Here is a 12193-nt window from a genome sequence, read left to right as displayed (position 1 = left end):
CAAGGAGGAGAGGATATGACAGCGTATCAGATCGGGGTTATCGGCGCCGGCACGATGGGGGCGGGTATCGCCCTCGTGTGTGCTAGCAAAGGGCACCGCGTGCTTTTGCTGGACGCGGATCGGAACGTGCTGGAAAAAGCGCAAGCGTATTTGCAGGCGACATTGACCCGCAATGTTGAGAAAGGCCGGATGACGGAACAAGAAAAAGAAGCAACGTACGCGAGAGTATCCCCGGTAGAAGATATGAATCGGCTCCGAGGGTGCGATATCGTAATTGAAGCGGTGCCGGAGCGGCTTGCGCTTAAGAAATCGATTTTTGCTTCCCTCGTTACTATTTGTCGGGAAGACGCGTTACTGTTAACGAATACGTCTTCTCTTTCTATTACGGAAATCGCAGGCGGTCTGAAACATCCGGAACGTATTCTTGGACTTCATTTCTTTAATCCTGCGCCGGTTATGCCGCTTGTAGAAGTCATTCGCGGGAAAAAGTCAAGCACGGAAAACGTGAATCGGGTATACCGATTTGCAGAAGAATTGGGCAAGGTTCCAGTGCTGGTCGAGGATACGCCTGGTTTTATCGTCAATCGCGTGGCGCGTCCTTATTATAATGAAGCGTTGCGCATTATGAGTGACCGCGTGGCAGGGCCGAAACAGATCGACCGGATTATGAAAAAAGCGGGTGGCTTTAAGATGGGGCCGTTCGAATTGCAGGACATGATTGGCATTGATATTAACTTTGCGACGACCGAATCGGTGTACACAAATTTCTTCTATGAAGGGCGTTTTAAGCCGAGTCGAATTCAGCAGCGGATGGTGCAGGCGGGAAGCCTGGGCCGGAAAACAGGGGAGGGATTTTATGATTACAGCAAATAAGGCGGTGGTTCTCGCCGGCACAAGTCCCCTGGAGCAAGAGTTGCGCGAAGCGATGTTGGAAAAAGGGTACCGCGTTCTTTCAATAGATGAAGCAAAAGAGTACGGTGGAAACATTACGGTAGCCGTTGAAGTCACGAATTTTGATCTGGAGACGAAAAAGGCGGCCGTGCGGGATTTGGATAGCGTGCTTGCACCGGATGTGCCGCTTCTTTCTACATCGCTTGCCGTGACGGCGACTGAGATTGCCTCGTGGGCGGTGCATCCGCAGCGCATTGTAGGATTTGGCACATTTGCGCCGCTTGCGGCGCGCGAGCTGATTGAAATGGCGCCGGCTTTGCAGACCGAAGGAACGTTTATGGTACAGGCTTCCGCTTTTTTGGAATCGCTCGGCAAAGAGGTAGAAACGGTAGAAGACGAAGTCGGACTCGTATTTCCGCGCATTCTTTCGCTTATTATTAATGAAGCGATTTTCACGGTCATGGAAGGCACGGCGACGCCCGAAGATATTGATACGGCCATGAAGAAAGGCACGAACTATCCGTACGGCCCGCTGGAGTGGGCGGATATGATCGGTCTGGATGAAATATATGCCGTGATTAAAGGGTTACACCAAAATATGTTGGAAGAGCGTTATCGTCCAGCTCCGCTGCTGCGCAAAATGGTGTTAGCCGGACGGATCGGACGCCGGAGCGGCCGAGGGTTTTACACATATGACGGACAAGAGGTGCCGATAGCATGATAACGGGAACCAGAAGAGAAGCGTATATAGTAGCCAGCGCGCGGACGCCGATCGGTAAGCTGGGCGGCAGTTTGAAAGACGTGCCGATCGACGATTTGTCTGCCGTTGTAATGAAAGAAACGCTGCACCGTGCACAGATAACAGGCGAGCAAGTCGACGGCGTGATTATGGGCAATGTCATTTCGGCCGGTCCATTCATTAATATTGCGCGCGTCGGCCTGTTGAAAGCTGGACTACCGGAATCTTTGCCGGGGCTTACGGTGAACCGGGTCTGTGCTTCGGGACTGGAAGCGATTAATCTCGCGGTTCAATCCATTCAGGCCGGACATGCGGATGTGATGCTGGCGGGAGGTGTGGAAAACCTGACCCGTTCGCCGTATATTCTAGAGAAATTCTCGCAGCCGTATCAACGGGGGCCTCAGACGTTAATGGAGTCGTTCGGCGGCCCTCGTTCGGCGCCCGTATCCATCTACGGGGAACTAACCATGGGGGATACGGCCGAAAACGTGGCTGAGAAATTCGAGATTAGTCGCGAAGACCAAGATAAATTTGCGTTGGAAAGCCAGCGGCGCGCAGTTGCGGCGATCGACGCTGGAAAATTTGCGGAGGAAATCGTGCAGGTGGAAATTCCGCAACGTAAGGGCGACCCTGTTGTGTTTGCGGAAGATGAATACCCTCGCCGCGACACGACGCTTGCGGCACTGGCGAAGCTTAAGCCGGCGTTCCGCAAAAACGGAACGGTAACGGCGGGCAATTCATCCGGCATTAATGACGGGGCGGCTGCGGTGTTGGTGATGAGCGAAGACAAAATCAAGCGGTATGGAGTCAAGCCATTGGGCCGTGTCGTGCACTTTGCGTGCGGCGGGGTAGATCCGCGGATTATGGGCATTGGCCCGGTAGTCGCCATCCGTAAGCTTTTGAAGGAGACCGGGCTTTCGATTGATGACATTGATTTATTTGAGTTAAATGAAGCCTTTGCGTCCCAGTCGCTTGCCTGCATTCGCGAATTAGGACTTCCAATGGAAAAAACGAATGTGAACGGCGGTGCCATTGCGCTCGGCCATCCGCTTGGGATGAGCGGCGCTCGGCTTTTGGGCACGATTTTATACGAACTTCGGCGTCGTGGCAAACGATATGGTGTCGTCTCTCTATGCATTGGGGGTGGCCAGGGACTTGCGACGCTTGTAGAGACGGTATAGTAGTGGGGGCACAAGGAGAAAGGGGAGAGAAGCTATGAGAACGCCTGTCATTATTGATGCGGTGCGGACGGCTATTGGTCGACACGGAGGCGCGCTGAAAGATGTACGTCCGGACGATTTGGGCGCCGTGGTTATCCGCAAATTGTTGGAACGTAATCCGGAGATAGCTCCTGAAAAAATAGAGGATGTCATTTTTGGCTGCGCCAACCAAGCTGGAGAAGATAACCGCAATGTAGCAAGAATGTCGCTTTTGCTCGCGGGCTTACCTGTAACGGTACCGGGTGTGACAGTGAACCGTTTGTGCGGTTCAGGACTGGAAGCGGTGAATCAGAGCGCAAATGCAATTGTGGCCGGCTGCGGCGACGTATATATTGCCGGAGGAACAGAGAGCATGACCCGAGCCCCGCTCGTGGTGATGAAACCTGGTGCTGCCTATCAGCGCGGCAACCTGCAATTGCACGATACGACGCTTGGTTGGCGTCTCGTCAACGATAAATTGGCGGCTATGTATCCGCCTATTTCGCTTGGGGAAACGGCGGAGAACGTAGCAGAACAATACAGCATCTCACGCGAAGATCAGGACGCATTTGCGCTTGCCAGCCAGCGAAAATATGCGGCGGCGCTTGCAGCAGGCAAATTTGCGGCTGAAATTGTGCCCGTAGAAATTCCACAGCGTAAAGGTGAGCCAATCGTATTTAATCGGGACGAACACCCGCGGCCGGATACGACGATGGAACAATTAGCCAGGTTGAAACCGGCGTTTAAGCAGGGAGGCACGGTAACGGCAGGCAATTCGTCGGGATTAAATGACGGGGCAGCCGCTTTATTGCTGGCCGAAGAAGAGACGGCGCGTAAACTGGGGCTTAAGCCGCGGGCAAAAATCGTTGCGTCCGCAGTTGCGGGCGTCGATCCTTCAGTTATGGGGATCGGGCCGATCCCGGCGACGCGTAAAGTGTTGGCGAAGGCCGGTTTATCGATTCATGACATTGATTTGTTCGAAGTGAATGAAGCGTTCGCCGCGCAAGCGGTGGCCTGTGTGCGTGAACTTGGCATCGATATGGAGAAGGTCAATGTGAACGGCGGCGCTATCGCGCTTGGTCATCCGCTTGGTATGAGCGGTGCGCGCATTTTGACCACGCTATTGTACGAAATGGAACGCAGGGAGGTACGGTACGGTCTTGCCACGATGTGCATCGGTGTTGGGCAAGGTATTGCCACCATTATCGAGCGCGTATAACGTATAAAACGAAGAATGGTGAAAAGGAGAAAGCCACGGCGCTTCCAGTTGCGCTGCGGCTTATTTTTTGCCCTTCCAGGTCTACATTTTTGTTGCTGTCCAACAGCTGAAATGCAGAAATAATTTGACGACTTTTGTCATGTCTACTATAATGTCGGTACTGTTGGGAAATAGGAAAATAGGAGTTGGAAGAATGATGAAGCCACAATCTATGCTTTTTACGATATATGGGGAATATGTGCGACATTACGGTAGTGAGATCTGGGTGGGGAGCCTGACACGGCTGATGGGAGAATTCGGCTTGTCCGAACAGGCCGTCCGCGCTGCAATCTCCCGAATGTTGCGTCAGGGATGGCTTGAATCGAGACGGGTCGGCAACCGCAGCTACTATTCGATGTCGCCGCGCGGCCAGAAGCGTCTGGATGAGGCAGCTGCCCGGATTTATAAAGTGGAAGCGAGCGGCTGGAACGGAAAATGGTGCATTACAAGCTACACGATTCCGGAAACGCAGCGAAATTTGCGCGACCACTTACGCAAAGAATTGAACTTTCTGGGTTTTGGCATGCTTACCAACAGCACGTGGATTAGCCCGAATGATTTGGAAGAGCGCGTAAAGGACATTACCGAAGCGTATAATCTGACCGAGTATGTTGAAATTTTTACGGCCGAACATCTTGGATGGAGCGATCCGAAAAGGCTGGTAGAAAAGTGCTGGAATCTTGACGAAATCAACAAAGCATACCGCGAATTTATCAACATGTATCATCCGCGGTACGAAGAGATGAAAAAGAAATTGAAAGCCGGAAGGGAGATTCCGGATAACGAATGCTTCGTTGCCAAGACGGAACTAGTGCATTATTACCGCAAATTCTTGTTTATTGACCCGGATCTTCCAGAAGAATTGTTGCCGGATGTATGGCTTGGTAAAGAAGCGGATGAATTGTTTAATGAGTACCATAACTTGCTTCATCCTGGCGCGGTCCGTTTTTTTGAAGAGGTATACGAAGCTGTACCTGTCGGAAAATAAGGCAGGCGGTACGGCCATTGCTTTTGATATTCCCCCTTTCTTTGCGCCTTACGAGAGGACGCAGGAAAGGGGTTTTTTGTGCCCTGGCTTAAATAAAATTCCTTCTTTTTAAAATTTTTATCGTAATCCCTCAATTTTAAATAATCTATTGAAAGAGAGTATAACGTTATGTTATTATAACGTTATAAAAACGTATTATATATATTTAGTGCAAGATAAATGGAAATCCATCATAAACATTGTGCGGAAAAACGCGGACAAGATTGAGGGGAGGCAACGTAATGGCACAGCAATTACATGCGGTGACAGGGACAGCGTACGAAGAGAAAGTAGCGCAGTTCATGGCGCGAATCGAGCGCGGGGAAAAAATTGAGGCAGACGACTGGATGCCAGATGATTATCGCCAGCAATTAATTAAGCTTATTTCAATGCACGCAGTTAGCGAAATTATGGGGGCGCTTCCGGAAAAAGAATGGGTACCGAAAGCGCCGAGCCTGCGCCGGAAACTGGCGATTATGGCGAAGGTGCAGGACGAGATGGGACACGGGCAGTTGCTCATGCGCGTAGCGGAAGACTTGCTTGTCCCGCTTGGCAAGACGCGCGAAGATTTGCTGGATGACTTGTTTACCGGACGATTGAAATTTCATAACGTGTTTCATATGGAAGCGCCCACGTGGGCGGATGCGGGCGTTATTGGCTGGTTAGTGGATGGTGCCGCCATTATTACGCAGACGATGTCGCTGGACACATCGTACGCGCCGTACGCGCGCGCGCTGCACAGAATTTGTGCGGAGGAGAAGTTTCATGCCCAGCACGGTGAAAGTATCGTGCTCGCACTCGCGGAAGGAACGAAAGAACAGAGGCAAATGCTGCAGGATGCGGTTAGCCGCTGGTGGCCGGCGCTGCTGATGTTTTTCGGACCGCCGGAAGATGGTGGTATCACGAGCAACCAGCAACTCAATATGCGTTACAAAATCCGTTCACAAACGAATGAAGAGTTGCGCCAAGCATTCTTCTCCAAATATGTGCCGCGGATTTTCCACCTTGGTCTAACCCTTCCGGACGAGACGATTCATTACGATGAGAGGGAAGGCAAATGGCACTACAAACAGCCTGATTGGGAAGAATTTAAGCGAATTATCAAAGGCGGTGGCCCTTGTTCTAAAGAAAGACTGCAATTGAGGAGAATGTCGTACGAAGAAACGCAATGGGTGCGTGACGCGTTATTGGGTAAAGGGCGCCGAGCGGTATAAGGAGGAAGAAACGATGAGCGAGAACAAGCAAACGTTTTCCGTATACGAAGTATTCAGCCAGAAAAGTCCGACGGCTAGCTTTACACATCAGTTTAGTTTGCTCGCGCCGAATCATGAAGTAGCGATGACGATGGCACGCGAGAATTTCATGCGCCGCGAACCGGCCGTCAACATCTGGGTTGTTAAGCGTGACGATATTTATGTCCTGCCGCCGGAAGAGCGGCCGCATCTGGAACGCATGGATAACAAAGCGTATCGCGAGACGAAAGGATACGGCGATCTTCAGGCGAAGTGGCGCTACCACAAAGAACAGTATGAAAGAAAAAATGCGGCGAAGTAGGAAAGAACGGAGGGACAGCATGGCAAACCAACACTCAATTACAAGTGCTGATGAGGCGAAGCAACATCCGGAATATTTGGCGGCGTTGAAAGAATTGTTGTATCAAATGGCAGACGATGATTTTATTCTGGCATACCGCGGGTCCGAATGGCTTGGGCTTGGCCCTCACATCGAAGAAGATGTAGCATTTTCGTCCATATCCCAGGACACGATGGGACACGCGGTCATGTTCTATGAGATGTTGGAAGAACTCGGAGAAGGGAAAGCGGACGACTTGGCGCAACTAAGAGAAGCGTCGGCGTTTCGTAACGCTATCCTCGTTGAGCGCCCGAACGGCACGGGTCATTACAAGGAAAATCCGCATTTCGACTGGGGATACGCTGTTACTCGTTTTTACTTATACGGCCTCTTTAAGCAGACGCGCCTTGAGTCGCTTGTTCATTCTTCCTATCAGCCGCTTACGCTTGCAGCAAGAAAAATGCTGCCGGAACTAGGGTATCATCTTTATCACTGGCAGGTATGGATGAACCAGCTTGCGGTTGGCAGTCAGGAAGGGTATGACCGCATCATGCAGGGGGTAGAGAAAGTATGGCAGGATGCCGGAGATTTGTTCGTATTCGGTTCGAAAGAAGTGGATATGGTAAAATTCGGGCTTATTGAAAGCGGTCAGACGCTGGCCCAGCGCTGGCTGGAAAAAGCGAAGCAGGCGCTTGATGCGTGCGTCCTGCCCTGGCCGGGTATGCCGCAGACGACCGAATTATCAGGCCGTGCAGGACAGCATACGCCGGATCTGACCGAAGTGCTGAATACGCTTTCGGAAGTATACCGTATTGACCCGGCAGCAAACTGGTAAAGCAAGGAGGGAAAGCCGTTGGCGCAGCAAATGGAAATGCAAATCGAGAGCGCGGTATGGGAAAAACTCCAAGATGTGAAGGACCCGGAGATTCCAGCCGTCAGCATGGTGGAAATGGGAATGATTCACGCAGTCGACGAACAAGATGGCGTTGTCACGGTTCAGGTGCTACCGACATTTGTCGGCTGTCCGGCGCTCGACATTATGCGGAACGAAATCATTCGTCAGTTACAAACCGTGGAAGGCGTGCAGGAGGTGCGCGTTACGTTCGTGTATGATCCGGCGTGGACGTCGGAACGTATCAGTGAAGCGGGACGGGAGAAGTTGCGCCAATTCGGCATCGCTCCGCCTCCTGTAAACCACAAACCAGGCGATCCTTGGCAAGTGGATTGTCCGTTCTGCGGCTCGCCGTACACAACGCTGGATAATTTATTTGGCCCGGCGGCTTGTCGCAGTATTTTGTATTGTAAGCAGTGCAAAAATCCTTTTGAGGCGTTAAAGCCCATTTAACCACAAAGAGTAAGACATCGAAAAGAGGAGGAATCGCGTATGACGGAAGCAAACGTAATCACGGAAACGAAACGGATGTTCATTAATGGTGAATGGGTGGAATCAGAAAGCGGAAAGACGCTGAAAGTGGTAAGCCCGGCTACAGGAGAGCAGGTCGGTATCGTGAGTGCCGGGGACGAGCGCGATGCGAGAAAGGCGATTGATGCGGCGGCGGAAGCGTTTAAAGCTTGGTCACAGCTAACCGCCCGCGAGCGCTCTAAATATTTATATAAGCTGTATGATTTAGTACGCGAGAATCGCGATGAATTGGCAGGTATCATCTCAGCCGAGATGGGCAAGCCGATCCGCGAAGCCAAAGGAGAAGTGCTTGGTGCAGCTGATAACTTCATGTGGTATGCGGAGGAAGCAAAGCGAGTCTACGGCGAGACGGTTCCTTCTTCTGTACCAAATAAGCGTATTATGGTGACCAAGCATCCGGTTGGTGTTGTTGCCGCAATTACGCCGTGGAATTTTCCGGTGAATATGGTGGCGCGCAAAATCGCGCCCGCGTTGGCCGCCGGCTGCACTGTTGTGCTGAAGCCTGCAGAAAGCACGCCTTTGAGCGCGATCCGCTTATTTGAACTCATCGAGCAGGCGGGTTTTCCGAAAGGTGTTGTCAATCTTGTTATCGGGGAACCTGAGCCGATCGGCAAAGAGTTTTTGGAGAACAAAAAAGTTCGTAAAATCGCGTTTACCGGCTCGACTCGCGTTGGCAAGCTGCTTATGGAAGGAGCGGCGAAGACGGTGAAACGGGTCAGTCTGGAGCTAGGCGGGCATGCGCCGTTTATCGTTTTCGAAGACGCGGACTTAGACGCTGCGGTTAACGGCCTGTTCGAAAGCAAGTTCCGCAACTCTGGTCAGATGTGTATTTGCACGAACCGCCTGTATGTGCATGAATCGGTTGTCGAAGCGTTTACAAATAAGCTGGTTGCACGCATTAAGCAGGTAAAAGTGGGCGACGGCCGCAACAAAGATACGGAAATCGGGCCGCTCATCAATGAGCAAGGACTGAATAAGGTGCTCGAACATATTGAAGACGCGCGCGCGAAAGGTGCCATTGTTGCCTGCGGTGGCAACCGCTTGATGGACGGCGAATACGCCAAAGGCTTCTATTGCGAGCCGACGGTTATTACCGGCGTGACGCAAGACATGCGTATCTATAGGGAAGAAACATTCGGACCGGTCGTGCCGATTATTACATTCACAGATGAAGCGGCTGTAGTAGAAGCGGCAAATGATACGGACTATGGCCTGGCTGCGTACGTATATACACAGAATAACGCGCGCTGCTTCCGGATGGCTGAAATGCTGGAATATGGCATCGTCGGCATTAACGATGGAGCGCCGACTCAAACACAGGCACCGTTCGGTGGTTTCAAGGAAAGCGGCATTGGCCGTGAAGGCGGACATTACGCGATGGACGAGTTTTTGGAAACGAAGTTTGTTTCATTTGGTCTATAATTATTTAAGAAAAAGAAGGTGCAAAGTAATAGGAAAAAGAGTCACGGGAACCCGCCCGCGGCTCTTTTTATTTTATATGGAAGAGGCCCATGAAAAAATAGGCGCGCTTTTTAACCGTTCAGCGCGCGTGCATAGGAGTATTCAGGAACCAGAAGTATGTATCAATGGCTGATACGAGGGCGCGGACGATTTGCGCTTGATACTCCGGATCGGTCAGGCGGGCCCGGTCGATTGGATGGCTTAAAAAGCCCATTTCCACCAATGCTGTCGGACAGATGGAATGATTAAGCAAATAAAGCGTTTTCGCTTTGCGTGGAAGTTCAGATGTCTTATACAAATTGTTAAGCGCATGTTGTATCGTGTCGGCTAGAAAAAAGCTTTGGTTATTTTCCTGATAAAATACGATAGGACCGTGTATTGACGGGTTTTTCGAGGCGTTGGTATGCAGACTGATCATAATTTTTGGTGTCAGCGCCTTTGCCAGGTGTTTGCGTTGCGCTAAATCTTTTTGGTGACGTGAACGGGTTTGTAACCATTCGTTTTCGTCGCTCAGAGCGTAATCGCCGTCACGGTTGAGCGCAACCTTGTAGCCGAGCATATTTAGATGTTTGAACAATAGGCGGGCGACAGCAAGGGTTATGTCTTTCTCCAATTGTTTGCCGTAAGCAGCTCCTCCGTCCACACCCCCATGCCCGGCGTCGATGAGAACATCTACTTCCACCGGAGAAAATGAATGTTCCTCCGCCTTAGCAGTGTGTGGAAAAAGAGAAAAAGCGAGAAATAAACAAAGAACGAGCAGTGTGTTTTTCCTCATTTTTATCCTCTCATTCACGTTTTGGATAAAAATAAGATGCCCTATTTTTAGTTTTTTATGATGAAGTTGACCCTTTCAACGACAACGGGAACTCCCACCAGAAGTCCAGCGTTGACATCATTTTTTTATTTATTTATAGTAGTTACAAATAGGTAAAAATTACAATATAAAAAGGGATGATAGTGATGAAAGTAATGGTTTTATCCGGAAGTTCGAGACCGAATTCCAACACGAGAGGATTGGCGAAGGAGGTATGCGTGCATTTGGAACAGCAAAAGGTGGATGTATTGTTTTTTGATGTTGGGATAAATGAGTTGCCGATTTATAAGGGCGGAGAAGACATGGAGCATCCGGAGGTCAAGCGCTTGCAGCGATACGCAGAAGAAGCGGATGCCTTTTTTGTGTGCACGCCGGAATATCACAGTGGAATGAGCGGAGCGTTAAAGAATGCATTGGATTTTCTGCACGGTGACCATTTCCGCGGGAAGCCTGTAATGATCGCCGCGGTGGGCGGCGGTGGAAAAGGCGGAATCAACGCGCTGAACAACCTGCGCACTGTTTTACGCGGCGTGTATGCGCTTGTGCTTTCTGATCAATATGTGACGGATATGAGTTGCTATAACGATCGATGCGAATTGGTACATGACGACAGCCGGACGAGGCTGAAAGAGATGGTCTGCGAATTGTTGCGCGTGACAAAAGCGCTTAAGCAATCATGATTGCAGGGGAAGAAAAAAGCCGAGAAAGGGTGAAGTGGACATGATGGGCAGAAGCCATCTGACGCTGGGTGCGCTGAGCGGTATTGCGGTGGCAAAAGTAACGGAAACAGATATGTTTGACGGTGCCGTCGTGACGCTGTTTGCGGCCTTCTCGGCGCTTGTTCCCGATCTGGATGCTGATGGCCTTTTAACCCGTAAGCTAACAGATCGGCCTTTGCGCATAATCCGGCTATTCTCCGGATATATTGGCGTAGCGCTTATTTTGTTGAGCTATTTCCCGGAAACGCGTAACGGTCAGTTTTTGACCGCGTTTATCGGACTTTTGTTCCTTGGTGTCGGGTTTGTGCTAAGGGATCATGCATCCCGTAAGTGGATGGTGACGCTTTTGGGCATATTGTTGATGGGAACGGCAATTTATCTCTATTCTGGCGCTTCTGCGCTTGTTTTGCACCGGGTTCCGTACGAGGTGCTGCGCTCTGATTACGTATGGTTGCTTGGGTTTGGACTTTTTATTGCCCTTGTGCCGCACTTTGCCCATCGGACATACACGCATACCGTTTGGGCGCTTATCGCTTGGGGATATATTTGGTTTTACGCGGAAGCGTCGTTACATATATCCGGCTTATTTTTGGCCGCGATCATCGGATACGCCTCCCATTTGTTTGCAGATACGCTGACTGTAGCCGGGGTGCGTTATTTTCATCCTTTTCCGCCGACGGTCAAGCTTCCGCTGATCAAGACGAAAAAAGACAGCCGCCGTGAAGCGGCTGTGGTGCTTGCCTGCGTTGTTCTGGTCTTTTTCCTGTATTTTGATGCCTTCCCTTTACATTAATCTAGATTACGCATAAAACACCAGAAAAGGAAAACAATACAGAAAGTGAAAAGAAAACGGGAGGTGACAAGAAGTGAACGAGATAACCTTACGGGAGTTAATGATGATTGAAGACGAACTGCGGGCGGAGTCTATTACGGCCAAAACGATGAACTGGTGTGCTTCGCAGTGTCAAGACGCGGGAATGCGTTCCATGCTCGAGCGAATGGCGGAACAACACCAACTGCGCGTAGCTGAGCTGTCCCAATACTTTAACCGTACTGATCATGTACAATAAGGATAGACGCAAAGGAGGAG

The 12193-nt window shown here is 50.7% G+C and carries 14 protein-coding genes; 13 read left to right on the top strand and 1 reads right to left on the bottom strand.

The genetic code is table 11. The features are described from left to right. Positions 1-15: 15 nt before the first annotated feature. The 10 genes from BLR88_RS10395 (at position 16) to BLR88_RS10350 (ending at position 9531) form a co-directional block, all read left to right on the top strand. Entirely contained in the window at positions 16-873 is an 858-nt protein-coding gene (locus tag BLR88_RS10395) for a 3-hydroxyacyl-CoA dehydrogenase family protein (protein WP_057898558.1), read from the top strand. After that, positions 857-1612, top strand: a complete 756-nt coding sequence (locus BLR88_RS10390) for a 3-hydroxyacyl-CoA dehydrogenase family protein (protein WP_057898559.1) — start codon at positions 857-859, stop codon at positions 1610-1612. The genes BLR88_RS10395 and BLR88_RS10390 overlap by 17 nt, the downstream gene beginning before the upstream one ends. Then, positions 1609-2811, top strand: a complete 1203-nt coding sequence (locus BLR88_RS10385; RefSeq protein ID WP_175493602.1) for a thiolase family protein — start codon at positions 1609-1611, stop codon at positions 2809-2811. Before BLR88_RS10390 ends, BLR88_RS10385 begins: the two co-directional genes overlap by 4 nt. Before the next feature lie 34 nt (positions 2812-2845). Continuing rightward, positions 2846-4048 (top strand): 3-oxoadipyl-CoA thiolase, encoded by a 1203-nt coding sequence (pcaF, locus tag BLR88_RS10380; RefSeq protein WP_057898560.1) that lies wholly within the window; start codon positions 2846-2848, stop codon positions 4046-4048. A 196-nt stretch (positions 4049-4244) separates the two neighbouring features. Further along, positions 4245-5075 (top strand): phenylacetic acid degradation operon negative regulatory protein PaaX, encoded by an 831-nt coding sequence (paaX, locus tag BLR88_RS10375; RefSeq protein ID WP_057900300.1) that lies wholly within the window; start codon positions 4245-4247, stop codon positions 5073-5075. A gap of 281 nt (positions 5076-5356) precedes the next feature. Further along, the gene (paaA, locus tag BLR88_RS10370; protein ID WP_057898561.1) at positions 5357-6328 is read left to right on the top strand and encodes a 1,2-phenylacetyl-CoA epoxidase subunit PaaA; all 972 of its coding nucleotides are present in this window, start codon (positions 5357-5359) and stop codon (positions 6326-6328) included. A gap of 13 nt (positions 6329-6341) precedes the next feature. Beyond that, entirely contained in the window at positions 6342-6668 is a 327-nt protein-coding gene (paaB, locus tag BLR88_RS10365) for a 1,2-phenylacetyl-CoA epoxidase subunit PaaB (RefSeq protein WP_057898562.1), read from the top strand. Between the two features lie 19 nt (positions 6669-6687). Next, the gene (gene paaC / locus BLR88_RS10360) at positions 6688-7521 is read left to right on the top strand and encodes a 1,2-phenylacetyl-CoA epoxidase subunit PaaC (protein WP_057898563.1); all 834 of its coding nucleotides are present in this window, start codon (positions 6688-6690) and stop codon (positions 7519-7521) included. Between the two features lie 30 nt (positions 7522-7551). Beyond that, the gene (gene paaD, locus BLR88_RS10355; RefSeq protein ID WP_091260624.1) at positions 7552-8031 is read left to right on the top strand and encodes a 1,2-phenylacetyl-CoA epoxidase subunit PaaD; all 480 of its coding nucleotides are present in this window, start codon (positions 7552-7554) and stop codon (positions 8029-8031) included. Between the two features lie 57 nt (positions 8032-8088). Beyond that, entirely contained in the window at positions 8089-9531 is a 1443-nt protein-coding gene (locus tag BLR88_RS10350) for an NAD-dependent succinate-semialdehyde dehydrogenase (RefSeq protein WP_057900301.1), read from the top strand. A gap of 118 nt (positions 9532-9649) precedes the next feature. On the opposite strand, the gene BLR88_RS10345 is transcribed toward BLR88_RS10350, so the two are convergent. Beyond that, positions 9650-10345 carry an N-acetylmuramoyl-L-alanine amidase family protein gene (locus BLR88_RS10345; RefSeq protein ID WP_057898565.1) on the bottom strand — a complete coding sequence of 232 codons (696 nt, stop codon included), beginning with the start codon at positions 10343-10345 and terminating at the stop codon, positions 9650-9652. Between the two features lie 176 nt (positions 10346-10521). Here BLR88_RS10345 and BLR88_RS10340 point away from each other — a divergent pair, with 176 nt between their 5' ends. The 3 genes from BLR88_RS10340 to BLR88_RS10330 all read left to right on the top strand — a co-directional run bounded on the left by BLR88_RS10340 (position 10522) and on the right by BLR88_RS10330 (position 12173). Further along, positions 10522-11064 carry an NADPH-dependent FMN reductase gene (locus tag BLR88_RS10340; RefSeq protein ID WP_322787665.1) on the top strand — a complete coding sequence of 181 codons (543 nt, stop codon included), beginning with the start codon at positions 10522-10524 and terminating at the stop codon, positions 11062-11064. Between the two features lie 40 nt (positions 11065-11104). Then, positions 11105-11896 (top strand): metal-dependent hydrolase, encoded by a 792-nt coding sequence (locus BLR88_RS10335; protein ID WP_057898567.1) that lies wholly within the window; start codon positions 11105-11107, stop codon positions 11894-11896. Positions 11897-11969: 73 nt separating this feature from the next. Continuing rightward, the gene (locus tag BLR88_RS10330) at positions 11970-12173 is read left to right on the top strand and encodes a hypothetical protein (RefSeq protein ID WP_057898568.1); all 204 of its coding nucleotides are present in this window, start codon (positions 11970-11972) and stop codon (positions 12171-12173) included. Positions 12174-12193 lie beyond the last annotated feature (20 nt).

This window comes from Aneurinibacillus thermoaerophilus, assembly GCF_900099925.1.
GTDB lineage: Bacteria > Bacillota > Bacilli > Aneurinibacillales > Aneurinibacillaceae > Aneurinibacillus > Aneurinibacillus thermoaerophilus.
Note: the sequence above shows the minus strand (reverse complement) of the source record. Positions and strands in the feature narration are given on the sequence as shown.

Bases quoted from the DNA above. Each gene is read 5' to 3' on its own strand.
- paaB (WP_057898562.1), top strand. From the start codon at position 6,342: ATGAGCGAGAACAAGCAAACGTTTTCCGTATACGAAGTATTCAGCCAG.
- paaA (WP_057898561.1), top strand. From the start codon at position 5,357: ATGGCACAGCAATTACATGCGGTGACAGGGACAGCGTACGAAGAGAAA.
- BLR88_RS10345 (WP_057898565.1), bottom strand. From the start codon at position 10,345: ATGAGGAAAAACACACTGCTCGTTCTTTGTTTATTTCTCGCTTTTTCT.
- BLR88_RS10395 (WP_057898558.1), top strand. From the start codon at position 16: ATGACAGCGTATCAGATCGGGGTTATCGGCGCCGGCACGATGGGGGCG.
- pcaF (WP_057898560.1), top strand. From the start codon at position 2,846: ATGAGAACGCCTGTCATTATTGATGCGGTGCGGACGGCTATTGGTCGA.
- paaD (WP_091260624.1), top strand. From the start codon at position 7,552: ATGGAAATGCAAATCGAGAGCGCGGTATGGGAAAAACTCCAAGATGTG.
- paaX (WP_057900300.1), top strand. From the start codon at position 4,245: ATGAAGCCACAATCTATGCTTTTTACGATATATGGGGAATATGTGCGA.
- BLR88_RS10340 (WP_322787665.1), top strand. From the start codon at position 10,522: ATGATAGTGATGAAAGTAATGGTTTTATCCGGAAGTTCGAGACCGAAT.
- BLR88_RS10335 (WP_057898567.1), top strand. From the start codon at position 11,105: ATGATGGGCAGAAGCCATCTGACGCTGGGTGCGCTGAGCGGTATTGCG.
- BLR88_RS10390 (WP_057898559.1), top strand. From the start codon at position 857: ATGATTACAGCAAATAAGGCGGTGGTTCTCGCCGGCACAAGTCCCCTG.
- paaC (WP_057898563.1), top strand. From the start codon at position 6,688: ATGGCAAACCAACACTCAATTACAAGTGCTGATGAGGCGAAGCAACAT.
- BLR88_RS10385 (WP_175493602.1), top strand. From the start codon at position 1,609: ATGATAACGGGAACCAGAAGAGAAGCGTATATAGTAGCCAGCGCGCGG.